Below are 24,982 nucleotides of genomic sequence, written 5' to 3'. Positions count from 1 at the left end.
GGGTTAGGGAGTAGGTTGCAGGGCGTAGGGCGAGGTCGACCCGGCCATCCCTACTCCCTAACCCCTACGACCTACTCCCTAGAGCTGGGCGAAGGTGTCACAGACGGCCGGATCGCCCGACTGATACCCGCGCTGCAGCCATTCGACCCGCTGGGCCGACGATCCGTGGGTGAAGCTCTCGGGCGACACCTTGCCGCCGCCGCGACGTTGCAGGGTGTCGTCGCCGATGGCGTTGGCCGTCTTCAGGCCCTCTTCCAGGTCGCCTGCCTCGACGGCGACCTGACCGTTGGAGGCCGCCGACGCATTGGCGGCCCAGACCCCTGCGTAGCAGTCGGCCTGAAGCTCCAGGGCGACGGAATAGCGATTGCCCTCGCCCTCGCTGCGGGCGGCGCGCTGTCCCTGCTCGGCGCGCTGCGAGTCGCCGGTCAGGGACTGGACGTGGTGGCCGAACTCGTGGGCGATGACATAGGCGCGGGCGAAGTCGGCCCCCGATGCGCCCAACTGGCTCTCCATCTCCTGCCAGAAGGCCAGGTCGAGATAGACGGTGGAATCCGACGGGCAATAGAAGGGGCCCATGGCCGCCTGGCCGTAACCGCAGCCGGTCGAGGTGCCCTGAGTGTAGAGGACGACCTTGGGACGCTCATAGCCGTCCAGCTTTGATGTCCAGACGTCGTTGATATTGCCGCCTACCACGTCGACGAACTGGCCGGCCTGGTCCTCGGGCGTGCCCTGTTCTCCCTGCTGAGCCGCGCCCGCGCCGCCGAACTGGCTGGCCAGCTGGGTCGTGGTGGCCGGGTCGATGCCGAAGACGAAATAGCCGATCAGGCCCAAGACCGCGACGCCGATGCCGCCGCCCGCGACCATGCCGCCGCCGCCTCCGCGCCGATCCTCGATGCCGCCGCCGCCGCGATTACCGCCCTGCCAACGCATATCCGTCTCTCCCCTTCGAGCCCCAAGCTATGCCGGAACGCATCTGGGGAGGAAAGGGATGCGCGCGATTATGGATCCGCACGACGCGGCGCGCGGTCCAGCCAGGAATCGATCTGGCCGACGCCCCGGATCGTGGTCTCCGACTGGATCGCAACGGCGTCGCGCATGGCCCGTTGCACCTCTGGCGAGCGAGGGCCGGTGATGGGCGCGGAATAGGGGGTGACGTCCGGCGCGGGCTGACGGCGGGCCTGAAGCTCCATCAGCGTCAGGCGGGTGTCGAGCCGCTGCTGGCGGGCCAGGGCGTCCTGCTGATCGCTACGGGCGCGCAGACGATCCATCTCGTAGCGATGCTGCTCGCCCACGCTCGCGCCGGGATAGGCGCCGCCAAAGGGATGGGGCGGCACCACCTGCGCCATGGTCGGGGCGGCCAGTCCGCCGAGGCCGACAGCAAGCGCGGCTGCGAGGGATTTGGTGTCCATAGGGAAGAGATGGCGCCAACGCGCCGAACCGCAAGCGTGGCCGCTTGCCGTATGCACCTAGTGCTGGCTCTGCGGCAGGCGGACGATCAGACCGTCCAGTTCGGGTGTGACCGGAATCTGGCAAGACAGGCGCGAGTTCGGCTCGACGCCCTCGGCGAAGTCGAGCATCGACTCCTCCATCGCGGCGGCCTTGCCGGTCTTCTCCAGCCAGTCGGGATCGACATAGACATGGCAGGTGGCGCAGGCGCAGGCCCCGCCACAGTCGGCGTCGATGCCGGGGACATTGTTACGCACCGCACCCTCCATCACCGACAGGCCGGGCTTCACCTCGACGACATGGGTCTCGCCCGAATGCTGGATATAGGTGACGGTGACCATGGGCGGCCTTTTCTTAGGATGGCGAAGAGTCGGGGAGAGGGCGGGTTGTGTGGCGGGCGTCTAGGCCAGGGTGACCACGGCGACGCCCTTGATGACCAGATCGCGCTCGACCGCGCGCAGCCAGATGTCGCAGGTCGCCTGTCCGTCCGCGATCGCGGTCACGGTTCCGCCGGCCGAGACATCGTCGCCCTCGAAGACATTGTCGACATAGCGGACGTCGAGCGAGCGGATCGCGCCGCCCGGGAACGCCGCCCTCAGCATGTTGATCACATAGGCCAGGTTGGCCGGGCCCTGGTTGATGACGAGGTCGCCCAGTCCCTTGGCGGCGACGGCTTCGCGGTCCAGGTGGATGGCGTTGGGGTCGTGAAGGGCGACGGCCCAGGTCTTCATCGCCTCGGGATCTACCGCAGGGATGCGGAAGGGGGGCAGGGTGTCACCGACGTTCATGCCATCAACTCCCGGCGCGGCAGGGCCCAGCTGTTGCGCGACGCGACCACCGGCGTTCCGTCCGGCAGGCTGAGGCGAAGCTCGTAGTTCAGCAGGTCCATGACCCCGAAGGCGCGGCTGGGCTTGCGCGTCAGGTCCAGGATCTGGCCGGTGACGACATAGGGCTGGCCCGTCATCAGCGGGCGCTCGAAGGTGACCGAGGACTGGCCCATCATGGGGCCTTGCTCGATGTCGAAGTCGCAGATCTCGCACATGCCTGCGACTGTCACCCCCATGCCGACCTGGGTGGCGATGTAATAATAGATCGGGTGGGCCTGGCCGTTTGCATCAGGCTCCACGCCGGTCGAGCGGCACAGGGCGGCGTTTTCCTCGGCCGAGATCACATAAGGCTCGGCTCCCGACAGGGAGGCGCCGGCGACATCGGGCGGGGGCGGAAATGAAGGGGCTTCGGTCATGGTCGGATGGGCCTCGAACTGTCGTTCAGTGATGTCGGCTCATGACATTACTGTCAACCGTTTGGTCAAAACATGACGGGTTGGGGCTTGTGCCCACTCGCCCCCGTCATCCTCGGGCTTGTCCCGAGGATCCAGATTCACGGTTCATCCGCAGAGCGCGATCTGGCCGCCTCTAAATCCAACGCCGCGTGCCATGCCAACTGGCTGCGTGTCTGGATCCTAGGCATAAGGCCTAGGATGACGGCGACTCCTGATCCTTATGAGATCAGCCCGCCCGGGTCTGGCCGCTGCCCGCGCCGCTGGCGGTCATCAGGGTGGTGGACAGGCCGCCGTCGGCCAGCAGATCGACGCCCGTCACGTTGCGGGCGAAGTCGCTGAGCAGGAACAGGATGGCGTCGGCGATCTCCTCGGGCGCGCCCAGGCGACGCAGGGGCAGGCCGGCCTCGCGGTTCCGGCGCCGCTCTTCGTCGGCATAGCCGCCGGCGGTCATGGGCGTCAGGGTCGGGCCGGGCGAGACGGTGTTGCAGCGGATGCCGTCCGGTCCCCATTCGTTGGCCATCTGTTTCATCAGCATGAGCAGGGCGGCCTTGCTGGTCGAATAGGCGCCCAGCGGCGGGGTCGGCTGGCTGGCCGAGATCGAGCCGGTCGCCACGATCGAACCGCCGCCCGCCGCGACCAGATGCGGATGGATGGCCTTGGCGATCAGCCAGGTCGAGCGGGTGTTGATGGCGATCATCCGGTCGAAGTCGGCGACCTGCATCGTCGCCAGGGGCGCGCCGGCGATGATGCCCGCATTGCTGGCCAGGCCGTCGATCCCGCCCATGGCGTCCACGGCCGCCGAGGCGATGGCCTCGCCGCAGTCAGGGTCGGCCAGATCGGCGACGAAGGGTGAAACGGCCTGACCGAGTTCGGCGGCGATGCGGGCCAGTCCCTCGGCGTCGCGATCCACCAGAAGCAGGCGATGCGGCCCCGGCATGAGACGGCCTGCGACCAGTCCCCTGGCCACGGCGGCGCCGATCCCGCTGGCGGCTCCGGTCACGATCACGCGCATGGCGAACTCCCTTTTTTGACTTGCATTGAGCCTACACCGCCTGCCAATTAGCTGCCAACCGTTCGTTTGGTAAAAAACAGCGCGCCGGACCTGTCGCAAGACAGGCGACGCCGAAGCGAGGACCATCATGGCAGAGGCCTATATCTACGACCATGTGCGCACGCCGCGCGGCAAGGGGCGTCCCGACGGCGCCCTGCACGAGGTGACCTCGGTCGAACTGCTGAGCCAGGTTCTGCGCTCGCTGCGCGACCGCAACGGCCTGGATACGGCCCTGCTGGACGACGTGGTCATCGGCTGCGCCCAGCCGGTGGGCGAGCAGGGCGGCGTCATCGCCCGCGCCGCCGTGGTCAATGCGGGCTATGCCCAAAGCGTGGCCGGCCAGCAGATCCACCGCTTCTGCGCCTCGGGCCTGGAAGCCGTGAACAACGTCACCGCACAGGTCATGTCGGGCATGGCCCAGGCCGGCGTCGGCGGCGGCGTCGAGGCCATGAGCCGCACCTTCATGGGAGCCGACAGCGGCGCCTGGTCGGCCGACCCGCGCGTGGCATTCAACAACTATTTCGCGCCCCAGGGCATCGGCGCCGACCTGATCGCGACGCTTGACGGCTTCAGCCGCGAGGACGTCGACACCTACGCCGCAGAGAGCCAGCGCCGGGCCGCCAAATCCTGGGCCGAGGGCAATTTCGCCAAGTCCATCGTGCCGGTGACGGACGTGATGGGCGAGGTGCTGCTGGCCCATGACGAGCATATGCGGCCTGAGACCACGGTCGAGAGCCTGGGCAAGCTGAAGCCCGCCTTCCCAGCCATGGGGGGCATGGGCTTCGACGCCGTCGCCGCCGCCCGCTATCCCGAGATCGAGGCCCTGAACTATGTCCACACGGGCGGCAACTCGTCCGGCATCGTCGATGGATCGGGCGCCGTCCTGATCGGATCCAAGGCGTTCGGCGAGGCGTCCGGCCTGAAGCCGCGCGCCCGTATCCGCGGCTTCGCCTCCATCGGCTCCGAGCCCACCATCATGCTGACCGCGCCCGCCGCCGTCAGCGACAAGGCCCTGAAGAACGTCGGCATGAGCCGGTCCGACATCGACCTGTGGGAGCTGAACGAGGCCTTCGCCAGCGTCGTGCTGCGTTACCGCGAGATCATGGGCATGGACCCCGAGACCCTGAACGTCGCGGGCGGCGCCATCGCCATGGGCCACCCCCTGGGCGCCACCGGCGCCATGATCATGGGCACCGTGCTGGACGAGCTGGAACGCCGCGACCTGTCCACCGCCCTCGTGACCCTTTGCGCCGGCAACGGCCTGGGTTCCGCCACTGTCATCGAACGCGTCTGAGGCCTGACCATGCGCCATATCTCGATCAAGACCGACGCTGATGGCGTCGCCATCGTCACGCTGAACAATGCGGACGAATCCATGAACCTGGCCTCGGGCGAGTTCCTCGCCGAGATGACCCAGGCCATCGCCCAGGTCGCCGCCGACGAGGCCGTGACCGGCGTCGTCCTGACCTCGGGCAAGCCCGCCTTCATGGCCGGCGCCGACCTGAAGGAGCTGGTCGACGGCTTCGGCAAGCTGACCAAGCCTGAGGCCTATCAGTTCAGCCAGCGCGCCACGGCGGTTCACCGCGCTATGGAAACCAGCGGCAAGCCCTGGGTCGCGGCCCTGAACGGCCTGGCCCTGGGCGGCGGGTTCGAGCTGGCCCTGGCCTGCCACTACCGCGTCCTGTCCGATGACCCCAAGGCCGTCGTCGGCCTGCCGGAAGTCAATGTCGGCCTGCTGCCCGGATCGGGCGGCACCCAGCGGCTGGTGCGGATCGCCGGCGCCAAGGTGGCGATCGACCTGCTGCTATCCGGTCGTGCGGTGAAGCCCGCCGAGGCGGTCAAGCTGAAGATCGTCGATGAGGTCGCGCCCGCCGCCGAGCTGATCGACCGGGCCAAGGCCTGGCTGGCGACCGGCCCCAGCGCCGTGAAGCCCTGGGATGTGAAGGGCTATGCCGCCGCCGAACAGCGCGGCCTGCTGAACCCCGACACCGCCTCGATGTTCACGGTCGCCACGGCCAATGTCGCGGCCAAGGGCTACAACACCCCCGCCGCCGCCGCGATCCTGTCGTGCGTGTTCGAGGGGGTGCAGCTTCCGTTCGACAAGGCCCTGTCGGTCGAGAGCAAGTATTTCGCCAACCTGCTGACCAGCCCGGTGGCGCGCAACATCATCCGCACCACCTTCATCTCCAAGGCCGCCGCCGAGAAGGGCGCGCGTCGTCCGGCGGATGAGCCCAAGTCCAAGGTCGAGAAGCTGGGCGTCATCGGCGCCGGCATGATGGGTGCGGGCATCGCCCTGGTCTCGGCCCAGGCCGGGATCAACGTGGTCCTGATCGACCGCGACGTCGCCTCGGCCGAGAAGGGCAAATCCTATTCGACCAAGGTGCTGGGCAAGGCGGTCGAACGCGGCCAGCGCACCCAGGACAGCGCCGACGCCATCGTGGCCCGCATCACGGCGACCGACGACTTCGCCCTGCTGGACGGCTGCGACCTGGTGGTCGAGGCGGTGTTCGAAGACACGGCCATCAAGGCTGAGACGACGATGAAGGCCGAGGCCGTCATTCCCGCCGGCGCCGTCTATGCGTCCAACACCTCGACCCTGCCGATCACGCAGCTGGCCCAGGCTTCCGCTCGCCCGGACCAGTTCATCGGCCTGCACTTCTTCTCGCCGGTCGACCGGATGGGACTGGTCGAGGTCATCATGGGCAAACAGACCAGCAAGGCGACCCTGGCCAAGAGCCTGGACTTCATCGCCCAGCTGAGAAAGACGCCGATCGTCGTCAACGACAGCCGCGGCTTCTACACCAGCCGTGTTTTCCAGACCCTGATCCACGAAGGGGCCAGCCTGCTGGCCGACGGCGTGCCGGCGGCGGTGATCGAGAATGCGGCCAAGGCGGTCGGCCTGCCGGTCGGGCCCCTGGCCCTGCTGGACGAGGTGACCCTGGACCTGCCGCTGAAGATCGTCGACCAGACCATCGCCGAAGAAGGCGACGCCTATCAGGTCCCCGGCGGCGTGCCGACCCTGCGCAAGATGCGCGACGACCTGGGCCGTGCGGGCCGCAAGTCGGGCGGCGGCTTCTACGACTATCCCGAGGGCGGCAAGAAACACCTGTGGGCTGGGCTGGCCGAACACTTCCCGACCAAGGCCGGCTGGGATGTCGAGGACGTCAAGAAGCGCTTCCTCTACGTCCAGGCCATGGAGACAGCGCGTTGCCTCGAAGAGGGCGTGCTGGAAACGCCTCAGGACGCCGATCTGGGCGCCGTCTATGGCTGGGGCTTCCCGGCCTGGACCGGCGGCACGCTCAGCTACATCGACACCGTGGGCATCGCCGAGTTCGTGCGCGAGGCCGACCGTCTGGCGCAACTGTATGGCGCGCGGTTCGCCCCGTCCGCCTGGCTGCGCGCCAAGGCCGCCCGCAACGAGGGCTTCTATGACGCGGGGGCCGAGCAATCATGCGCCGCCTGATCTTCGAACCCGAGCACGAACAGTTCCGTGACAGCGCGCGGCGCTTCTTCCAGCAGGAGGTGGCGCCGCACGGCGAACGCTGGCGCGAGCAGGGCTTCGTCGACCGCGAGATCTACCAGAAGGCGGGGGCCCAAGGCCTGCTGCTGACCTGGGCCGACGAGCAGTACGGCGGCCTGGCCCTGGACGATTTCCGCTTCGAACAGATCATCATCGAAGAGAACATCGCCCACGGTGAAATCGGCTTCTACATCAACCTGCACTCGGCCCTGGTCGCGCCCTATATCGCCGGGCTGGGCTCGGACGAGCAGAAGGCGCGCTGGCTGCCCGGATGCATCTCGGGCGACAAGATCCTGGCCGTCGCCATGACCGAGCCGGGCGCGGGCAGCGACCTGGCGGGCATGCGCGCCACTGCGGTGGACAAGGGCGATCACTGGCTGCTGAACGGGTCCAAGACCTATATCTCGAACGGCCAGCTGGCCGACCTGATCATCGTCGCGGCCCGCACCGATCCTGAGTCCAAGCATGGTCTGGGGCTGTTCGTGATCGAGGACGGCATGCCCGGCTTCGAGCGCGGCAAGCGGCTGAAGAAGATGGGTCTGGCGGCCCAGGACACGTCCGAGCTGTTCTTCAACGACGTGAAGGTGCCCAAGGAGAACGTGCTGGGCGAAGCGACCCAGGGGTTCCGATATCTGTCGCGCTTCCTGGCCGGCGAGCGGCTGGTGGCGGCGATCGGGTCGATGGCTGCGGCCCAGACCGCCTTCGACATCACCCTGGAGTTCGTCAAGGAACGCCGCGCCTTCGGCAAGCCCATCGGCGCCTTCCAGAACAGCCGCTTCGTGCTGGCGGGCCTGCGCGCCGAACTGGACGCGGCCCAGACCTTCATCGACCAGTGCACCCTGCTGTTAAACGCCAAGGCGCTGGAGGCCGACGACGCCGCCGCCGCCAAGCTGATCTCGTCCGAGCTCGAGGGCCGGGTGGTGGACGCTTGCGTCCAGCTGCACGGCGGGGCGGGCTATATGGAGGAGTACCGGATCAGCCGGCTCTATTCCGACGCCCGCATCAGCCGCATCTTCGCCGGCACCTCCGAGATCATGAAGGAGATCATCGGTCGCGGCCTGGGCCTGGACGAACGCAAGATCGGCTAGGCGCGGCAACCGCCGTCATCCTCGGGCTTGTCCCGAGGATCCAGACTCCTGGTGGAGGACGTTGCGCGCGGTGGCGGGCGATCGGCGCCCCAGACCCACGCCAGACGACGGTGTGTCTGGATCCTAGGCACAAGGCCTAGGATGACGGTTGTGGGAGAGGACTTGGCCTACCGACAGCCGGTGATGCCGCCATCGACGGGGATTTCCGCGCCGGTGACATAGCTGCCCGCGCGCGAGGACAGGAAGACCACCAGGCCCGCGATGTCGTCGGGACGGCCCATGCGGTTCAGCGGGATATGATTGTCCAGCATGCCCGACGGCGCGCCGTCGGCGTCGCGCAGGTGGGCCGTCATCGAGGTGGGGAAGAAGCCCGGCAGGATGGCGTTGACCGTGATGTTGCGGCTGGCCAGGTCGGTGGCCAGCTGGCGGCTGAGCTGATGGATCGCGGCCTTGGACGCCGAATAGGAATAGGCCTGAAGCGGCTCGATCACCTTGCCCGCGACCGAGCCGATGTTGATGACCCGCGACGGGTCGCCGCCGGCGCCGCTTGCCGTCAGTTCGGGCAGAAGCTCCTGCACCATCTTGAACGGCGTCTGGACGTTGACGGCCATGACGCCGGGCCAGGCGCGGTCGGGGAAGGTCTCGATGGCCTCGCCCCAGGTCTTGCCCGCATTGTTGACCAGGATGTCCAGACCATCCGTATGGGCGCGGTATCGGGCGACCAGATCGACGGCGGCCTCTGGCGTGGACAGGTCGGCGACGAAGGGGGTGCAGGACCCCAGAACCGACATCTCTTCAGCCGCCTGTTCGACGATCTGGGCCTTGCGCGAGGTGATGGCCACCTGGGCGCCGGCGCGCAGCAGACCCTCGGCGATCATCCGCCCCAGGCCCTGGGCGCCGCCGGTGATCAGGGCGCGCTTGCCGGTCAGGTCGAACAGGGTGCTGGTCATAAGGGTCAGTCCGCGATGTCGATGACGACCTTGCCGAAGGCGTGGTTGTCTTCGAGGTGATGCAGGGCCTCGACCGCCTGGTCGATGGGGAAGCGACGGTCGATGGTGGGCACAATGGCCTTTTCCGACACGAAGGCCAGGGCGGCTTCCAGCTCGGCGCGATTGCCGACATTGGTGCCGATCAGGCGGATGTTCTTCAAGAACAGCTCAGGCGCATTGACCTGGAAGGCCATGCCGCCGGTCGAGCCATAGACCACGACGCGGGCGCCCAGGTTTAGCGAGCGTCCATAGGCCGGATAGCCACTGGCCGGCGCGCCGTCGAACACCACGTCGATGCCGCCGGAGGTCTTGCCCAGGGCCTTCTTCCAGGCGTCGTCCTTGTAGTTGAAGCCGGCCTTGGCGCCGAGCTCGACGGCCTTGGCGATGGTCTCGTCCGAGCCCGAGGTGACATAGACCTCGGCGCCCATGGCCACGGCCAGTTGCAGGGCCGCCAGGGCGACGCCGCCGCCGACGCCGGTGATCAGGACCTTCTCGCCCGCCTGAAGCTCGGCCTTGGTGACCAGGCCGCGCCATGCCGTCAGGACAGCCAGGGGCAGGGCGGCGGCCTGGGCGAAGTCCAGATGGGCGGGCTTGGTCAGCACGTCCTCTGCGGCCAGGACGATAGCGTCGGCCACCGTGCCCGGACCGGGCATGCCCAGAAGCGCGAAGGCGGGCGCCGGCCAGCGCGGATCCTCGCCCCAGTTCATGCCGGGATAGCAGACGACCTCGCGCCCGATCAGGCCCGCGTCCACGCCGTCGCCCACCGCATCGACCACGCCTGCGCCGTCGCAGCCCATGGTCGCGGGCAGGGTCATGCCCGGATACATGCCCTTGGCGATCCACAGTTCGCGGTGGTTCAGGGCCGCCGCCTTCAGCGCCACCCGGACCTGGCCGGGGCCGGGCTCAGGGGTCTGGACGGTGTCCAGCTTGGCCGCGCCGAGGCCGTCGGCGGTGGTCAGGGTGAGTGCGCGCATATGGGTATCCGATCAGATCAGAAGGCCGACGGTCAGGTCAGAAGGAGCGGGGCAGGCCGAGGCTTTCGGCGATGCCGTTGCGGACCATCTCGTTGGTGATCGGCCCGATCCGCCACAGGCGGCTGTCGCGCCAGTAGCGCTGCATGTCGGTCTCGGCCGAATAGCCCATGCCGCCCAGGATCTGGATGCCCAGGTCGGCCGCCTTGTTGGCGTTCTCCGACGCGACCAGCTTGACCATGTTGGATTCCAGGCCGCAGTCCTGGCCCGTCGTCATCTTCCAGGCCGCATAGTTGACCAGCAGTTCGGTGGTCGTGCGCCAGGTGGCGATGTCGGCGACATAGTGCTGCAGCGCCTGGAACTGGCCGATCGGTTTTCCGAAGGCCTTGCGCTCCTTCATGTAGTCGATGGCGTCTTCCAGCACGCCATCCATGACGCCCAGGCAGAAGGAGCCGACCATGATCCGCTCGTTGTTCAGCGTCGGCAGCAGGGTGTACCAGGCCTTGTCCGGCGTCCCCATCACGTCCTCGTCGGCGCAGAAGGCGTCCTCGAAGTGGATCGAGCACGACCCCATCGAGCGCATGCCCAGCTTGGCCAGGGGGGTGATCTTCACGCCCGGCGTCTTGGCGTCGACCCAGAACAGGCTGAGGCCCTGATGCTTCTTCTCGCCGGCCTCGGTGGTGCGGGCCAGGACCAGCAGACGGTCGGCGACGTGGGCCGATGAACTCCAGATCTTCTCGCCGCTGATCTTCCAGCCGCCATCGACCTTGACGGCCTTGGTGGTCATGCCGCCCAGCAGGTCGGTGCCGCCGCCGGGCTCGGTGAAGGCGATGGCCGCCTTCAGCTGGCCGGTCGCGATCAGGGGCAGGTACTTCTTCTTCTGCTCGTCGGTGCCGTACAGGCCCAGCGACTTGGAGCCGGCGAAGGAGGTGATGCCCCAGATCCAGGCCAGTCCGCCCAGCGACCGGGCCAGCTCGCGCGCCAGGATCATCTGCATCAGGACGTCGCCGCCCTGACCGTCATAGTCCTCGGAGATGCCGACGCCGTGGAAACCGGCCTCGGTGAACTTCTCCCACAGCGCGTGGGGGTAGTTGTGTTCGTCCTTTTCAAGCTCGCGCGCCCAGCTCTTGGGGATCTCCGCGTCGACCCACCGCTTCACGGTTTCCTGAAAGGCGCGGTGTTCTTCTGAGTGTCCGAAATCCATGGTCGTTTCCTGGGTGCGCTATCCAACGCGTCGTTGTTCACGCCGCGATCATGCGATCCTTCTGAAAGTTTGCAATCGATTTATCAACCTATCGTTTGGCAGATGTAAGCAGATTTCTTCTGGCGGCTTTGGCCAAAACCGGTGCAAGTCGGAGCCGCAGCAACCGAATGCGAGGATCCATGACCCAATCCGCAGGCCCCCTTTCCGGCGTCCGTATCGTCGAGATGGACGGCATTGGGCCGGTTCCGCTGGCGGCCATGATTCTGGCCGACCTGGGCTGCGAGATCGTGCGTATCGCCCGGGCGCCCAACTCGGGCCAGGCCTGGGACGACACCGGCGGATCGGTGCTCCACCGCAACCGCAAGCACGTCCATCTGGACCTGAAGTCGCCCCAGGACCGCGACCGCGCCCTGGCCCTGATCGACCAGGCGGACGCCGTGATCGAGGGCTTTCGTCCCGGCGTGATGGAGCGGCTGGGGCTGGGGCCGGAGGTCTGTCTGGAGCGCAATCCGCGCCTCGTGTTCGCGCGCATGACCGGTTGGGGCCAGGTCGGACCGCTGGCGCCCCGCGCCGGGCACGACATCAACTACATCGCCATCACCGGCGCCCTGCACGCCATGGGCAGCCCCGATGTTCCCCCGATCCCGCCGCTCAATCTGGTCGGCGACTATGGCGGCGGCGCCATGTTCGCCATCGTCGGCATGCTGTCGGCCATCATCAGCGCGCGCTCGACCGGCCTGGGCCAGGTGGTCGATGTGGCCATGACCGACGGCACAGCCGCCCTGACCAGCTTCTTCCACGCCTTCACCGCCAGCGGCCTGTGGAGCGACCAGCGCGGCGCCAATCTGCTGGACGGGTCCAAGCCCTTCTATCGCTGCTACGCCTGCGCCGACGGCGGCCATGTGGCGGTGGGGCCATTGGAGCCGCAGTTCTTCGCCCAACTGCTGAAGGGGCTGGAGATCGCGCCGGATCGGTTCGTCCAGTACGACCCCGCCGGCTGGCCCGAAATGGAGGCCGCCTTCGCCGCCGCCTTCATGACCCGCACGCGCGATCAGTGGGACGAGGTCTTCCGCGACACCGACGCCTGCGTCTCGCCGGTGCTGAGCTTCAGCGAGGCGGCCGACCATCCGCACAATCGCGGACGCGAGACCCTGGTCAGCAACGACGGCGTGACCCAGCCCGCGCCCGCGCCGCGCTTTTCCCAGACCGTGACCGGCATCGATGCAGGGCGTCGTGGCCTGTTGTCGATCGACGACGCCCTGGGCCGCTGGGGCGGCTAGGCCGGCGCCAGATAGAGCGGCATCAGCATCCGGTCGGCGCCGCCGTCCACCATCAGGTCCACGCCCGACACGAAGCTCGCCTCGGGCCTGAGCAGGAAATGGATCACCTCGGCGATGTCCTCGGGCGCGCCCAGGCGGCGCAGCGGAATGCGGGCTGCGCGTGAATCGCGGTTGGCCGGGTCGGCGTAGATATGGTCGTTGATCCCGGTCATCACCGTGCCGGGCGAGACGCAGTTGCTGCGGATGCCGTCCGGTCCCCATTCTAGGGCCAGCTGGGCCATCAGCATGGCCAGGGCCGCCTTGCTGGCGCTGTAGGACCCCAGGGTCGGCGAGGCGTTGCGGCCCGCCAGGGATCCCGTGGCGATGATGGCGCCGCGCGAGGCCTTCAGGTGCGGATAGGCGGCCTGGGCCAGGCGGAAGGTGGCGTGGACATTGACGGTGAAGCCGCGCTCGAAATCCTCGAACGCCATGTCGGCCAGGGCGCCGGGATAGATGGCCCCGGCGTTCGAGACCACGCCGTCCACGCCGCCCATCTCCGCGACGGCGGCGTCGATGATGGTCTGGGCCGCGGCCGGATCGGACAGGTCCGCGACGACGGAAACGGCGCCCGGCGCCTCGGCCGCCGCCGCCTCAAGCCGGGCCGCGTCTCGCCCGACCAGCACCATCCGGGCGCCGGGATTGCGCTCGGGGATCAGTCGCGCCAGCGCCAGGCCGATGCCGCTGGAGGCTCCCGTGATGACGACCCGCATGGTCATGCTGCACCGAACAGGGCGTCATGGGTGTCGAGCCGCTTGACCGCAGCGTTGAAGCGCAAAGCCTCCATCTCGCAGACCTCGGCCGGCTGCATGGTCGGGGGCACGACGTTCCAGACCAGGCCGTACATGGCGTGGCGGCGATAGCTGAGCCAGGCTTCGTCCCACGACGGCGCGGCGACGCCCTGGGCGCTCAGGGCCTTCAGATAGTGGGCGACCAGATCGCGCTCGTGGGCCGCGCATTCCTCGGCATCCATGCTGCCGATCAGGAAGTAGCTGACGTCGTGGGCCCAGTCCGACTGCATGAAGCGCTGCCAGTCCAGGAAGCCCGGCGTGCCGTCGTGTTCGAAGAACAGATTGCCGGGGTGGGCGTCGCCGTGAACCATGCACAGATGCTGTGACGCCCGGTCCAGCGCCCACAGCCGCTCCATGCCGGCCTCGGCCGCCGCATAGGTGTGGAAGGCCTGGGGCAGGGCGGCGGCGACCGGGGCGGTCATGGATTTCTCCCACGCGCCGTCACGCATGATCCGAAGGACGATGCCGTCGGTGGCCAGGGATCCGCCGACCTCGCCCAGACGGTGGAGGTCTGGCGCATTCCAGCGATGGGCGTGCAGGCGGGCGAGCTGGTTCAGGGCCTCGGTGGCGGCGGCGACGGAGACCGGCTTGCGCGCGTCGCCGAAGCTGGCGTTCCGAACCAGCAGATCCTCGATCAGCTGAACGCCAAAGCCGCTGTCGTCATCGACGCTGGCGAAATAGCACTTCGGTGCGTTGACCAGACCCAGCGGTTCGATCTCGGCGTAGAATAGGCTTTCGCGAGCGTGAGAGGTGCGGACGTGGTCCGAATGCGCCTCGTATCCGCCCTTGAACCACATCGTCGCAGGCAGGCGATGGCGGTGGCCTGCGTCATTGTATTCCAGCAACATCCGCAGCTTGGTGCCGGTGGCGCGAACCGCCGTTCCGAAGGTGACGGTACGCACCTCGACGCCGGGGAATCTCTGGCCCAGAGCCGCCGTCAGCCAGGCCGCGTCGACCTCTTCCAGGGTGCGGGGCAGGTGGAAATGAGGGTTCGTCATGACGCTTTCCTGGGTGCGGCTCTTGCCGTTCAAGCCTCGGTGATAGGTCGACTGCGGCAAAAAATCTACCAACTGGACGATAGGATTACATCTTCCGGCTTGCCAAAGTTCCGAAACCCCATCAAACCTAATCCACCAAACGATGGGTCAAAGCCACGTAGTTTTGACCACGTTCCAGGGAAGGGAAAAACGAACATGACCAGAAAGTCCCAGTTGATGCTGGCCTCCGGGCTTGCGGCTGTCGCCATGTCGATGGCCGCTGCGCCGACCATGGCCCAGACCACCACCGACGCCGGCCAGGACTCCGTGTCGCGACTCGACGACATCGTCGTGGTGTCGCGCAAGCGCGCCTCGGGCGAGGCCCTGCAGGACACGCCCATCGCCGCCACCGCATTCGGCGCCCAGCAGCTTGAAGAAGCCGGCGTCAAGGATCTGACCGACGTTGGCCGGATGGCTCCCAGTGTTTCGCTTCAGCCGTCGTCGCAGAAGGGCGTGCAGAACTTCGCCATTCGCGGCATGGGCGTCTCGGGCTCGACCCCGTCGGACGAACCCGCCGTCGGCATCTTCCAGGACGGCATCTACTGGGGCTCCAACTACGGCGCCCTGAACGAACTGTTCGACATGGAAGGCGTGGAAATCCTGCGCGGTCCGCAAGGCACCCTGTTCGGCCGCAACGTCACCGGCGGCGCCGTCTCGGTCCGCAGCGCCCGCCCCAGCTTCAACCCCAGCGGTGAAGGCACGATCGGCATCGGCAACTACGGCGCCAAGGAAGCCTCGGGCGTCATCACCGGCCCCCTGATCGGCGACAAGCTGGCCGGTCGTCTGGCCGTGCAGACCCGCCGCCTGGACGGCTATTTCACCAACACCGTCACGGGCAGCGACTATGGCGAGAGCGATTCCTACATCGTCCGCCCCAGCCTGACCTGGCAAGCCTCGCCGACCTTCTCGGTCACAGCCCTGGCGGAATGGTATTCCGACACGGGCGACCCCACCGTCTCGCGCGGCATCGCGCCCTGCACCATCCCTGGATGCACGCCCAACCTGCCGACGACCGAAGGCTTCGTGACCTCGGACGACTTCTATGAGGTGGCCTACAACGAGCCCGGCTCGAACGACGTCGACGTCTTCCTCGGCGTGATCGAGGCCAACTGGGATGTCTTCGGCGGCGTCCTGACCTCGGTCACCGGCGTGCGCAACGTCTCGACCCGCGTTGTCACCGACTATGACGGCACGCCCAGCGCCGGCTTCCTGCAGCAGATCGCCCAGGATCAGGAGCAGTTCAGCACCGAACTGCGCTTCGCCGCCGATGTGAACAACTTCCTCAGCTATACGGTCGGCCTCTACTACTTCGACCAGAAGTTCGACTTCCGCGAACGCCGCAGCCTGAACAACGACCTGACGAACATCGCCACCCGGTCGCACTTGGACAACGACAGCTTCGCCGCCTTCGTCGACGCCGACTTCAACATCACCGACAAGCTGACGGTGACGGCGGGCGTTCGCTACACCGAAGAAACCAAGACCGCCTCGGCGGCGGCCTTCGGCGCCTGTTCCTTGGACTGGGAAACCTGCACCTTCACCGGCCCGCTGACCACGAAGGACGACAACATCTCGCCGCGCATCAGCGTCGGCTATGACATCGACGACAACCAGCTGGTCTATGCGTCGGCGACGCGCGGCTTCCGCAGCGGCGGCTTCTCGCTGCGCGGCACCGCCCTGATCGAGCCCTACCGGGCCGAAGAGGTCACGGCCTATGAAATCGGGTACAAGGGCGACCTGTTCGACCGCCGCCTGCGCGTAAACCTGGCCGCCTACCAGAACACCTATGACGACCTGCAACGCACCGTCCTGGGCGTCAGCGAGTCGGCCGGTGTCGTCCAGTCCGTGTTCAACGCCGCCGCCGCCACCGTCACCGGCGCCGAGGTCGAGGTCACGGCCATCGTCACCAACGGCTTCGAACTGACGGCCGCCTATGGCTACACCGACGCTCAATACGACGAGTTCCTGGGCGTCATCGATCCCGGCTCGCGCAAGTTCGTGCGGATCCCGGAGAACACCGGAACCATCGCCGCACGTTATGAGCACAACATGGAAGACGGCGCCCAGCTGGTCGCCCGCGCCGCCGCCCAGTACACCGGCGATTACTTCTATGACGACACCAACCTGCTGCAGCAGGACGCCTACACCCTGGTGGACGCCAGCGTGGCCTACACCAACCCGACCGGCGTCTGGACCGTCACTGTCTGGGGCAAGAACCTGACCGAGGAAGAATATTCGCCCTGGGGTTCGACCCTCGGCTTCCTGGGTGAGAACCGCTTCCCCGCCGCACCGCGCACCTTCGGCATCCGCCTGCAAGCGCGCTACTAGACCCCCGGCACTCCTCTCCGAAACTCAGGGCGCGACGGCTTCGGCTGTCGCGCCTTTTCTTTGTCTGGCGGTTGGGCGGAGGCGGGGGTGGGATTGTCCACCACACCCTCCGTCATCCTCGGGCCTGTCCCGAGGATCCAGACCCACGGTTTGTCCTTTGACTTTGCATCGGGAAGCCCAGGGCGGCTGACGCGCTACGGCAGATGCCTGATCGACCGACTGGCCCCAACCGCGGGCGCCGGAAGTCTGGATCCTCGGGACAGGTCCGAGGATGGGGAAGGCTCCCCCGTCTCAAACGAAAAGGCGCGCCGGCGGATGCCGGCGCGCCTCATGGTCACGCACGCAAAGAGTGGGTGCGGATCAGGTCGAGGCCTGCTGCGCCGCCAGCCGGGCCGTCTCGGCTTCTTCGGCCTCCAGGGCCTTTCTGAAGTGGGGCAGGGCGCCCCAGCCCAGCCAGGCGGCAAGCGCGGCACTGACGGCGCAGACGATGGCCAGGGACTGGTTCACGTGCGCCGGATCGCGGAACACGAAGTCTGTCAGCAGGGCCACCAGGGTCGGCGCCACCCCCAGGCCGAAGCCTGACAGGATGAAGGTGTAGATCGAGGTCACCACGCCGCGCATCCGGTTGGGCGTCGCCACCTGCAGGGCCGAGGCCGACATGGCCTGGGGGAAGCTGTAGAAGAAGGTGGCCAGGGCCGCGACGGCCATGATCGCCGCATAGCTGGGTGCGAACGGGATCATGGCGGTGATCGGAACCAGGGCCACCGCCGCAATCACCACGCAGATGATGACCGAGCTCTTGTGGCCCCGCTTGCGGATCAGGGCGCCGACCACAGGGCCGCTCAGCACGCCCAGCGATCCCATCAGCAGCACCAGGGCGCCGAAGACCAGGCCGACGTTGCCGGCGTCGGCGCCATAGTTGCGGATCAGCACCGAGGGCATCCAGGCGGGCAGGGCGTAGAGGACCACCGTCACCAGGGCCATGGCCGCAAAGAAGCGCAGATAGAAGGCGCGGCGCTCCCAGATGAAGGCGGCGGCCTCGCCCAGCGAGAACTGACGATCGTCCAGAGCCGCGCCCGCTGTGGCCTGACGCGGCGGTTCGCGCATGATCAGCATGGCCAGGCCCAGCACGATGCCGGGCGCGCCGACGAAGATGAAGGTCAGCTGCCAGGCCGAGAAGTTCGACAGGGCCGGCACCGTCTGGGACAACACCGTCGCCGAGCCGATGACCAGGCCGCCGAAGATCAGCGCCAGCCCGCCGCCCAGATAGGGTCCCATGAGGAAGACGCTCATGGCGCGGGGCAGCTTCTCCTTGGTGAAATAGTCCGAGATGATCGACCAGGCCGCCGGCCCCAGGGCCGCCTCTGCGGCGCCGACGCCCGCCCGCCCGAAGAACAGGGTCTCCAGGTTGGTCGAAAAGCCGCACAGGATGGTGAAGGCGCTCCAGGTCACCACCCCGAACACCACCAGATTGCGCCGGTTTCGCGTGTCGGCCAGGCGCCCGAAGATGGGGATGAAGGCGATATAGGCGATGATGAAGGCCAGGCCTTGCAGCAGGCTCATCTGGGTGTCGGTGGCGCCCAGGTCCATCTTGATCGGGTCGATCAGCAGGTTCAGTACCTGCCGGTCGATGAAGGAAACGGTATAGGCGGCGGTCAGCATGACCAGCACCGCCCAGGCGTAGCCGCCATTCATGGGGGTGGGTTTGACCGCCGCGCCGGCCGTCGGTTCAGGCACGCTCATGTCTCACTCTCCCGATGTTCAATCTGCCGAGGTCTTCACTCTGGCGCTGACAGGTCCGCGCGGACGACGGCGATGACCGCGCCCGATTTGACGGCGTCGCCGACGCCGACGTGCAGGGCTTCCAGCACCCCCGCGTGCGGGGCGGACAGGACGACCTCCATCTTCATGGCCTCGAGCACCAGAACGGCGGCGCCCTTGGCGACCCGGTCGCCGACGGCGACGGGCGTGTGCGCCACGGCCGCGTCCATGGGGGCCAGGATGTCTGGGCCGCCCGAGCCGCCCGACGCGCTGCGCCGATCCAGCTGGGTTCCGGCGACGGCTGAGGCGCTGCGCGCGGTGCGGACGCCGAACACCGAGACGTCGACCAGCTGACCACCCCAGGGGGCGCTGACGATGCGTTCGGAAATCGAGGCGGAAGGGGCTGCGTCGGCCGGGGGCGTGGCGGCGATGACGGGCGCGGGCCGGTCATCCTCGACGGGCAGCCAGTCACGCTCGACCGAGCCCGTGTCGTGGGTCGCGGCGGCGAAGTCGGGCGTGTCCAGCAACTGGCGCAGATAGGGGGCGGTGGTGACAGGGCCGGCCACGACCAGGGCGTCCAGCGCCTGGGCCAGGCGCGCGCGCGCCTCTTCCCGCGTGCGGCCCCAGGCCTGCACCTTGCCGAACATGGAATCGTAGAAGTTGGGGATGTTGTCGCCGGTCTCGACGCCGAAGTCGGTCCTCAGCCAGGGACCGCCGGGCAGACGCAGGTCGTCGATCCGCGCGGGGGCGGGGCGGAAGTTCTCCCACGGGTCCTCGGCCGAGATCCGGGCCTGGATGGCGCAGCCGTTGGTCGCCACATCGGCCTGCTGGATGCCGAGGGGCGCGCCGCCCGCGACGCGGATCTGGGCGGTGACGATGTCGATGCCGGTGACCAGTTCGGTCACCCCGTGCTCGACCTGCAGCCGGGTGTTCATCTCCAGGAAATAGAAGGCGTCATTGGCCACGTCGGCCAGGAACTCGACCGTGCCGGCGCTTTCGTAACCGACGCTTTTGGCCAGGGTGACGGCGGCGTCCAGGATGCGGGCGCGCAAGGCCTCGGACAGGGCCGGGGCGGGGGCCTCCTCGATCAGTTTCTGGTGGCGGCGCTGCACCGAACAGTCGCGGTCGCCCAGATGGATCAGGGCGCCATGGCCGTCGCCCAGCACCTGGACCTCGACGTGACGCGGGCGGACCAGATAGCGCTCCAGATAGATCTCGCCGCGCCCGAAGGCGGCCGAGGCCTCGCGCGTCGCCTGTTCCAGCGCCGCCTTCAGATCGTCTTCGCCATGGGCCACGCGCATGCCGCGTCCGCCGCCGCCGAAGCTGGCCTTGACCGCGATGGGCCAGCCGATCCGGCGGGCGTGGACGATGGCGTCGTCGAAGCCTTCGACCACGCCGTCAGAACCGGGCAGGACAGGCAGGCCGGCGGCCACGGCGGCTTTGCGGGCCTCGACCTTGTCGCCCATGGTGGCGATGACCTGGGCCGAGGGGCCGACGAAACGCAGGCCCGCATCGACCACGGCGGCCGCGAACTCGGGGCTTTCGCTGAGCAGGCCATAGCCGGGGTGCACGGCGTCCGCGCCGGTCGATTTGGCCGCCGCGATCAGGCCCTCGATGTTCAGATAGGAATCGCGCGCGGGCGCCGGGCCGATGTTCACGGCCTCGTCGGCCAGACGGGTCCACAGGGCGCCGGCGTCGGCCTCGCTGTGCACGGCGATGGCGCGCACGCCCAGCTCCCGGCAGGCGCGGATGATGCGGACGGCGATCTCGCCTCGGTTGGCGACCAGAACGGATGTGATCGTCAAAGCAGCACCTCAAGCGTGGTCTTGTCGAAGGGCCGCAACGCATCGAGGCGGCCCTCCTTGATCTTGCTCGCCCATTCGGGGTCGCTGAGCAGCGCCCGTCCGACGGCGACGATGTCGAACTCTCCGGCCGCGACCCGGTCGGCCAGCGGCCCCAGATCGGTGGAGATTTTGGCCTCTTCATTCAGGTCGCGCACCGACATGGCTCCTGCCAGGCCGACGCTGCCGACCGTGATCACGGGCTTGCCTGTCAGCCGCTTGACCCATCCGGCGCCGTTCATGGCCGAGCTCTCGAACTCGGGCTCCCACCAGCGGCGTTGCGAGACGTGGAAGATGTCCACGCCGGCTTCGGAAATGGGTTTCAGGATGGCGCCGAACAGTTCGGGCGTGTCGGCCAGGCGGGCCGAATAGTCCTGCTGCTTCCATTGCGACACGCGCAGGATCAGGGGGAAGTCGGGGCCGATGGCGGCGCGGATGGCGGCGATGATCTCGACCGCGAAACGGGTCCGCGCGACGGCGTCGCCGCCGTATTCGTCGTCGCGCTGGTTCAGCGCGTCCCACAGGAACTGATCCAGCAGATAGCCGTGGGCGCCATGCACCTCGACGGCGTCGAAGCCGATGGCGCGGGCGCTCTCGGCGGCGCGGGCATAGCTGTCGGCGATGTCGCGGATCTCGGCTTTCGTCAGAGACGGCGCCACGGTCTTGCCACCCGCCTTGTAGAGGCCGGAGGGCGAGGCGCTGGGCAGGTGGGCGTTGGGATAGTCGTCGCCGGGACTGCGCATGACGCCGACGTGCCAGATCTGGGGCGCGATCTTGCCGCCCGCCTCGTGCACCTGATCGACCACGCGGCGCCAGCCGTCCAGCGCCGCGCCGTGAAAGGCGGGGATGCGCTCGGAGTGGGACGATACCGGATGATCCAGGGTCGTGCCCTCGGTGATGATCAGGCCGACGTCGTGTTCCGCGCGGCGACGATAATAGGCCGCGACGTCCGGACCCGGCGTCTGCTCCGGCGATTTCCAGCGCGTCATCGGCGCCATGGCGATGCGGTTCTTCAGCTTCAGGCCGCCGCCCTCGAACGGCGCGAACAGGGCGGACAGGTCGCTCATTTCGCGGCGACCCCGCGTTGCAGGTCCAGTCGGTTGCGGATGATCCGGCCCGAGACGACGGCGCCGTTCTCGACATGGACGATGCCCGCCATATGCAGCTCGACCGCCTTGCCGACATCGGCCGGGGTCGGGGCGAAGTCGGCCGAAAGGCCGCCCTTCTGCGTCGCGTGGAAGGCGACATGGGCGCCGCATGAGAAGAGGTCGTTGATGGCGATCTCGGTCTGATCGACCGCGGCCTCGACCTCGGCGCCCGTCCAGGCGTCGTCGCACAGGACGCCGGGCGTGCGGGCCAGATCGCCGGCTTCGAGCCAGGCGCGGACCACGGCTTCTGCGCTCGCGTCAGGGGCCTCGGCAGGGGTGTCCCAGGGCGCGATGGCGGGGCCTTCGACCGGGTTGGGCACGCGGGTCTTCATCTGGCGGGCGCGCGAGAAATAGTCCTGCTCGACCGAGTTGGCGACCAGCCGGTCGCCGTTCCAGCGATAGAGGCCAATGCCGCCCCAGGCGGTCAGGGCCCCGTCGTGGCGGTTCGAGGCGCCGTGTTCGGAAAAGCGCATCATCAGCCGCTCGCCCGAGGTCCAGACCTCATGCACAGTCAGGCCCAGGCCGGGGAACTGGTCCATCTGCTTGCGGGTGGCGGCGTGATAGGCGGTGTCGCGCCCGACCACGTCATAGGGGCCCATGCGCAGGTGGTAGTCGGGCTCTATGATCTTGGCGGTTTCGGCCTGATCGTGGCTGTTGGTGTAGTCCACGACGTAGTGCTTCATCAGCCGCAGGAAGGCGGGGCCGTCGGCGACGGACAGGGTGCGGGTCATGCGATCAGCCCTTGCTGCTGGACACACGGGGACGCTCGCCCCAGGCGAAGTTCAGCGCCTGGATCAGCTTGCTGCGGGTCTGGCCCGGCTCGATCACGTCGTCGATCGACAGGTGGGCGGCGGCTTCCCAGGGTTCGGACTCGGCGGTCCATTCGACCTCGAGGGACTCGGCCAGGGCGTCGCGCGCCGCGATGCCGCCGCGCTCGAACTCCTCTTCCAGCTTGCGGCGATAGATGGTGCGCACGCCGGTCTCGGGGGCCATGAAGCCCAGTTCGGCGCTGGGCCAGGCGAACAGGAAGTCGGGGTGGGTCGGGCGTCCGCCCATGGCGAAGTGGCCGCCGCCGTAGGCCTTGCGGATGACCACGCCCAGCTTGGGCACGGTCGCGGTCGAGATGCGCAGGGCCAGCTTTTCATAGACCTTGAGGATGCCGCTGCGCTCGGCCTCGCTGCCGACCATCAGACCGGGCACGTCGTGCAGGAAGATGATGGGCAGGTTGAAGGTGTCGCACAGGTCGACGAAATCCAGCTCCTTGGACAGGGCGTGGGCGTCCAGGGCGCCGGCCTTGACCACCGGCTGGTTGGCGATGATGCCAACCGGATTGCCGTCCAGCCGCGCCAGGCAGGTCAGCAGGGACGCGCCCCATTCGTCGGCCCAGGGCAGGACGCTGTCGGCGTCGGCGATGGCCTCGATCACCCGGCGCATGTCGTAGCCCGACTTCTTGCCCAGGGGCACGATGTGCTCCAGCTCGGCCGGGTCAGTGCGGGGCGCGCGGGCGGGAGCGACCGGCGCCGGCAGGTTGGAGTTGGCCGGCAGGAAGGACAGGAAGGCGGCCAGGGCGTTCATGGCGTCGGCCTCGGTCTCGACCGCCATGTGGGCGTTGCCGATGGCCAGGGCCTTGTCCGGTCCGCCCAGATCCGTGTCGGTCAGGACCTCGCCGGTCGCCTGTTCGACGATCGACGGGCCGACCAGGGCCAGGGAGCTGGACCGCGTCATGCAGACGAAATGGGCGGTCGAGGCGTGCAGGGCGCTGTCGCCATAGGAGGGGCCAAGCACCGCCGCCGCGCGCGGCACGATGGGGCCGCCGTCGGTCGGCTTCAGGAAGGTCTTGAAGTCCAGCGGCAGGTGGCTGAAGCGCCAGCCCATGACGTCGGGAATGCGCCCGCCGTCGGCGTCGCACAGCAGGACGATGGGATAGCCGTTCTTCTGGGCGATCTCGATCAGGCGGCCCTGCTTGCGCATCGAGGTCGGCGCCGTGGTGCCGGCCAGAACCGAGGAATCGATGCCGATGACGCCGATGTTGCGGCCGTCCAGGGTGGCGAAGCCGGTCACCGCCGCGTCGCCCGGAACGTGCTTGGCCGTGCGCAGTTCGGGCAGGCCCAGGGCGCCGATCTCGAACCAGCTGCCCTCGTCGATCAGCATCTCGACCCGCTCGCGCACCGGCAGGCGGCCCGAGGCGCGGTGCTTGGCCAGGCCGACCTCGCCGCCCATTTCCAGGGCGCGCGACTGGCGCTGACGCAGTTCGGTGATGCGGTCCTGCATCGTGGGGGTGCTGGTGTCGGTCATGATGTCAGGCCTTTTCGCCGCCGAAGCGGGGTGCGCGGCGTTCGACGAAGGCGGTGACGCCCTCGGCCCGGTCGTCCGAGCATTGCAGCATGGTGATGGCCTCGACCGAGTAGTCGAAGGCGGTCTGGTCGATCTGGCGGTTCATCAGGCGCTTGCCGACCGACAGGGCGTAGGGGGATTGGGCGGCGACACGGGCGGCCAGGGCGCGGGCCTCGTTCATCAGGGCGGAGGGCGCGACCACCGACTGGACCAGGCCGACCTCCAGCGCACGCTGGGCCGAGATGCGGGCGCCGGTGGCGACCATGTATTTGGCCATCGGGCGGCCGATGACTTCAGGGGCGCGGATGGCGCCGAAACCGGGGATCAGGCCGAGCGCCGCCTCGGGCATGCCAAAGGTCGCGGTCTCGGACGCGATGGCGAAATCGCAGGCCAGGGTCAGTTCGCAGCCGCCGCCCAGCGCATATCCGTTGACCGCCGCGATCACCGTCAGGGGCGAGCGCTCGATGGCGCCGAAGCCGGCCATGGCGTCCAGCTGGAAGGCGCGCATCTGCGTCTGGCCGCCGTCCATGTCGGCGAAACCGGCGATGTCGCCGCCGGCGCTGAAGGCCTTCTCGCCCGCGCCGGTCAGGATCACGACGCGCGTCTGGCCGTCCGTCTCGACCAGGGTCAGGGCCGCGCGCAGGTCGGCCCAGAAGGCGTTGGTCAGGGCGTTCAGCTTGGTCGGGCGGTCGATGGTCAGGACGGCGATGCCGTCCGCGCGCTCGATATTCAGATCGCCAATTCGATGCGGCGTCATGACGGCCCTTCCCTGCTCGACGTTCGTTGCTATACGTCGTTCCAGCATTTCTACCGTTTGTTAGAATCATCGGCAAGGGATGATCGCACAAAAACAAACGGTCGGTAGAATGGCGTGA

The 24,982-nt window shown here is 68.1% G+C and carries 22 protein-coding genes; 5 read left to right on the top strand and 17 right to left on the bottom strand.

The window, feature by feature from the left end; translation table 11 throughout:
* Positions 1-78 precede the first annotated feature (78 nt).
* The 6 genes from ACO05L_RS14155 to ACO05L_RS14130 form a co-directional block, all read right to left on the bottom strand.
* On the bottom strand, positions 79-930 hold the full coding sequence (locus ACO05L_RS14155; protein ID WP_421729805.1) for a neutral zinc metallopeptidase: 852 nt from the start codon (positions 928-930) through the stop codon (positions 79-81).
* Between the two features lie 68 nt (positions 931-998).
* Positions 999-1,409, bottom strand: a complete 411-nt coding sequence (locus ACO05L_RS14150; protein ID WP_421729804.1) for a hypothetical protein — start codon at positions 1,407-1,409, stop codon at positions 999-1,001.
* Between the two features lie 57 nt (positions 1,410-1,466).
* Positions 1,467-1,787 carry a 2Fe-2S iron-sulfur cluster-binding protein gene (locus ACO05L_RS14145; protein WP_421729803.1) on the bottom strand — a complete coding sequence of 107 codons (321 nt, stop codon included), beginning with the start codon at positions 1,785-1,787 and terminating at the stop codon, positions 1,467-1,469.
* A 60-nt stretch (positions 1,788-1,847) separates the two neighbouring features.
* The gene (locus ACO05L_RS14140; RefSeq protein WP_421729802.1) at positions 1,848-2,234 is read right to left on the bottom strand and encodes a MaoC family dehydratase; all 387 of its coding nucleotides are present in this window, start codon (positions 2,232-2,234) and stop codon (positions 1,848-1,850) included.
* Positions 2,231-2,689: a hypothetical protein gene (locus tag ACO05L_RS14135; RefSeq protein WP_421729801.1), complete on the bottom strand. Its 459-nt coding sequence runs from the start codon at positions 2,687-2,689 to the stop codon at positions 2,231-2,233. Before ACO05L_RS14135 ends, ACO05L_RS14140 begins: the two co-directional genes overlap by 4 nt.
* Positions 2,690-2,954: 265 nt before the next feature.
* Positions 2,955-3,740 (bottom strand): SDR family NAD(P)-dependent oxidoreductase, encoded by a 786-nt coding sequence (locus ACO05L_RS14130; RefSeq protein WP_421729800.1) that lies wholly within the window; start codon positions 3,738-3,740, stop codon positions 2,955-2,957.
* Positions 3,741-3,864: 124 nt separating this feature from the next.
* Between ACO05L_RS14130 and ACO05L_RS14125 the strand changes: the two genes are divergently transcribed.
* From ACO05L_RS14125 to ACO05L_RS14115, 3 genes are read left to right on the top strand one after another with little or no spacing between them, the layout of a single operon-like run.
* A complete protein-coding gene (locus ACO05L_RS14125; protein WP_421731700.1) occupies positions 3,865-5,073 on the top strand; it encodes an acetyl-CoA C-acetyltransferase in 1,209 nt (402 codons plus the stop codon).
* A gap of 9 nt (positions 5,074-5,082) precedes the next feature.
* Positions 5,083-7,242 (top strand): 3-hydroxyacyl-CoA dehydrogenase NAD-binding domain-containing protein, encoded by a 2,160-nt coding sequence (locus ACO05L_RS14120; protein ID WP_421729799.1) that lies wholly within the window; start codon positions 5,083-5,085, stop codon positions 7,240-7,242.
* Positions 7,230-8,387 (top strand): acyl-CoA dehydrogenase family protein, encoded by a 1,158-nt coding sequence (locus tag ACO05L_RS14115; protein WP_421729798.1) that lies wholly within the window; start codon positions 7,230-7,232, stop codon positions 8,385-8,387. The genes ACO05L_RS14120 and ACO05L_RS14115 overlap by 13 nt, the downstream gene beginning before the upstream one ends.
* Positions 8,388-8,554: 167 nt before the next feature.
* On the opposite strand, the gene ACO05L_RS14110 is transcribed toward ACO05L_RS14115, so the two are convergent.
* From ACO05L_RS14110 to ACO05L_RS14100, 3 genes are read right to left on the bottom strand one after another with little or no spacing between them, the layout of a single operon-like run.
* On the bottom strand, positions 8,555-9,337 hold the full coding sequence (locus ACO05L_RS14110) for an SDR family oxidoreductase (RefSeq protein WP_421729797.1): 783 nt from the start codon (positions 9,335-9,337) through the stop codon (positions 8,555-8,557).
* A gap of 5 nt (positions 9,338-9,342) precedes the next feature.
* Positions 9,343-10,350 (bottom strand): zinc-binding dehydrogenase, encoded by a 1,008-nt coding sequence (locus tag ACO05L_RS14105; RefSeq protein WP_421729796.1) that lies wholly within the window; start codon positions 10,348-10,350, stop codon positions 9,343-9,345.
* A gap of 37 nt (positions 10,351-10,387) precedes the next feature.
* Positions 10,388-11,551, bottom strand: coding sequence for an acyl-CoA dehydrogenase family protein (locus tag ACO05L_RS14100; RefSeq protein WP_421729795.1), 1,164 nt, complete (start codon positions 11,549-11,551; stop codon positions 10,388-10,390).
* A 179-nt stretch (positions 11,552-11,730) separates the two neighbouring features.
* Between ACO05L_RS14100 and ACO05L_RS14095 the strand changes: the two genes are divergently transcribed.
* Entirely contained in the window at positions 11,731-12,831 is a 1,101-nt protein-coding gene (locus tag ACO05L_RS14095) for a CaiB/BaiF CoA transferase family protein (protein ID WP_421729794.1), read from the top strand.
* Here the strand turns inward: ACO05L_RS14095 and ACO05L_RS14090 are convergent.
* Together ACO05L_RS14090 and ACO05L_RS14085 are read right to left on the bottom strand one after the other, a co-directional pair.
* Positions 12,828-13,586 (bottom strand): SDR family NAD(P)-dependent oxidoreductase, encoded by a 759-nt coding sequence (locus ACO05L_RS14090; RefSeq protein WP_421729793.1) that lies wholly within the window; start codon positions 13,584-13,586, stop codon positions 12,828-12,830. The genes ACO05L_RS14095 and ACO05L_RS14090 overlap by 4 nt on opposite strands.
* Entirely contained in the window at positions 13,583-14,656 is a 1,074-nt protein-coding gene (locus ACO05L_RS14085; protein WP_421729792.1) for a phosphotransferase, read from the bottom strand. Before ACO05L_RS14085 ends, ACO05L_RS14090 begins: the two co-directional genes overlap by 4 nt.
* A 195-nt stretch (positions 14,657-14,851) precedes the next feature.
* On the opposite strand from ACO05L_RS14085, the gene ACO05L_RS14080 reads away from it, so the two are divergent.
* A complete protein-coding gene (locus ACO05L_RS14080; RefSeq protein WP_421729791.1) occupies positions 14,852-17,023 on the top strand; it encodes a TonB-dependent receptor in 2,172 nt (723 codons plus the stop codon).
* Between the two features lie 360 nt (positions 17,024-17,383).
* Here ACO05L_RS14080 and ACO05L_RS14075 read toward each other — a convergent pair whose 3' ends face one another.
* Genes ACO05L_RS14075 through ACO05L_RS14050 form a run of 6 tightly spaced genes read right to left on the bottom strand, consistent with a single transcriptional unit; the run spans position 17,384 to position 24,864 of the window.
* A complete protein-coding gene (locus ACO05L_RS14075) occupies positions 17,384-18,766 on the bottom strand; it encodes an MFS transporter (RefSeq protein WP_421729790.1) in 1,383 nt (460 codons plus the stop codon).
* 35 nt (positions 18,767-18,801) lie between these two features.
* Complete coding sequence (locus ACO05L_RS14070; protein ID WP_421729789.1) at positions 18,802-20,589, bottom strand: acetyl/propionyl/methylcrotonyl-CoA carboxylase subunit alpha; 1,788 nt, start codon at positions 20,587-20,589, stop codon at positions 18,802-18,804.
* The gene (locus tag ACO05L_RS14065) at positions 20,586-21,692 is read right to left on the bottom strand and encodes an NADH:flavin oxidoreductase (RefSeq protein ID WP_421729788.1); all 1,107 of its coding nucleotides are present in this window, start codon (positions 21,690-21,692) and stop codon (positions 20,586-20,588) included. Before ACO05L_RS14065 ends, ACO05L_RS14070 begins: the two co-directional genes overlap by 4 nt.
* On the bottom strand, positions 21,689-22,504 hold the full coding sequence (locus ACO05L_RS14060; protein ID WP_421729787.1) for a nuclear transport factor 2 family protein: 816 nt from the start codon (positions 22,502-22,504) through the stop codon (positions 21,689-21,691). Before ACO05L_RS14060 ends, ACO05L_RS14065 begins: the two co-directional genes overlap by 4 nt.
* 4 nt (positions 22,505-22,508) lie before the next feature.
* On the bottom strand, positions 22,509-24,068 hold the full coding sequence (locus ACO05L_RS14055) for an acyl-CoA carboxylase subunit beta (RefSeq protein ID WP_421729786.1): 1,560 nt from the start codon (positions 24,066-24,068) through the stop codon (positions 22,509-22,511).
* A gap of 4 nt (positions 24,069-24,072) precedes the next feature.
* On the bottom strand, positions 24,073-24,864 hold the full coding sequence (locus ACO05L_RS14050) for an enoyl-CoA hydratase/isomerase family protein (protein WP_421729785.1): 792 nt from the start codon (positions 24,862-24,864) through the stop codon (positions 24,073-24,075).
* Between the last annotated feature and the right edge of the window lie 118 nt (positions 24,865-24,982).

The sequence above is a fragment of the Brevundimonas sp. genome, assembly GCF_965227765.1.
Taxonomy (GTDB): Bacteria; Pseudomonadota; Alphaproteobacteria; order Caulobacterales; family Caulobacteraceae; genus Brevundimonas.
Note: the sequence above shows the minus strand (reverse complement) of the source record. Positions and strands in the feature narration are given on the sequence as shown.

Coding starts and splice junctions, on each gene's coding strand:
- ACO05L_RS14075 (WP_421729790.1), bottom strand. CDS start 18,766: ATGAGCGTGCCTGAACCGACGGCCGGCGCGGCGGTCAAACCCACCCCC.
- ACO05L_RS14055 (WP_421729786.1), bottom strand. CDS start 24,068: ATGACCGACACCAGCACCCCCACGATGCAGGACCGCATCACCGAACTG.
- ACO05L_RS14065 (WP_421729788.1), bottom strand. CDS start 21,692: ATGAGCGACCTGTCCGCCCTGTTCGCGCCGTTCGAGGGCGGCGGCCTG.
- ACO05L_RS14085 (WP_421729792.1), bottom strand. CDS start 14,656: ATGACGAACCCTCATTTCCACCTGCCCCGCACCCTGGAAGAGGTCGAC.
- ACO05L_RS14150 (WP_421729804.1), bottom strand. CDS start 1,409: ATGGACACCAAATCCCTCGCAGCCGCGCTTGCTGTCGGCCTCGGCGGA.
- ACO05L_RS14115 (WP_421729798.1), top strand. CDS start 7,230: ATGCGCCGCCTGATCTTCGAACCCGAGCACGAACAGTTCCGTGACAGC.
- ACO05L_RS14110 (WP_421729797.1), bottom strand. CDS start 9,337: ATGACCAGCACCCTGTTCGACCTGACCGGCAAGCGCGCCCTGATCACC.
- ACO05L_RS14145 (WP_421729803.1), bottom strand. CDS start 1,787: ATGGTCACCGTCACCTATATCCAGCATTCGGGCGAGACCCATGTCGTC.
- ACO05L_RS14080 (WP_421729791.1), top strand. CDS start 14,852: ATGACCAGAAAGTCCCAGTTGATGCTGGCCTCCGGGCTTGCGGCTGTC.
- ACO05L_RS14135 (WP_421729801.1), bottom strand. CDS start 2,689: ATGACCGAAGCCCCTTCATTTCCGCCCCCGCCCGATGTCGCCGGCGCC.
- ACO05L_RS14060 (WP_421729787.1), bottom strand. CDS start 22,504: ATGACCCGCACCCTGTCCGTCGCCGACGGCCCCGCCTTCCTGCGGCTG.
- ACO05L_RS14090 (WP_421729793.1), bottom strand. CDS start 13,586: ATGACCATGCGGGTCGTCATCACGGGAGCCTCCAGCGGCATCGGCCTG.
- ACO05L_RS14095 (WP_421729794.1), top strand. CDS start 11,731: ATGACCCAATCCGCAGGCCCCCTTTCCGGCGTCCGTATCGTCGAGATG.
- ACO05L_RS14130 (WP_421729800.1), bottom strand. CDS start 3,740: ATGCGCGTGATCGTGACCGGAGCCGCCAGCGGGATCGGCGCCGCCGTG.
- ACO05L_RS14155 (WP_421729805.1), bottom strand. CDS start 930: ATGCGTTGGCAGGGCGGTAATCGCGGCGGCGGCGGCATCGAGGATCGG.
- ACO05L_RS14140 (WP_421729802.1), bottom strand. CDS start 2,234: ATGAACGTCGGTGACACCCTGCCCCCCTTCCGCATCCCTGCGGTAGAT.
- ACO05L_RS14105 (WP_421729796.1), bottom strand. CDS start 10,350: ATGCGCGCACTCACCCTGACCACCGCCGACGGCCTCGGCGCGGCCAAG.
- ACO05L_RS14100 (WP_421729795.1), bottom strand. CDS start 11,551: ATGGATTTCGGACACTCAGAAGAACACCGCGCCTTTCAGGAAACCGTG.
- ACO05L_RS14120 (WP_421729799.1), top strand. CDS start 5,083: ATGCGCCATATCTCGATCAAGACCGACGCTGATGGCGTCGCCATCGTC.
- ACO05L_RS14050 (WP_421729785.1), bottom strand. CDS start 24,864: ATGACGCCGCATCGAATTGGCGATCTGAATATCGAGCGCGCGGACGGC.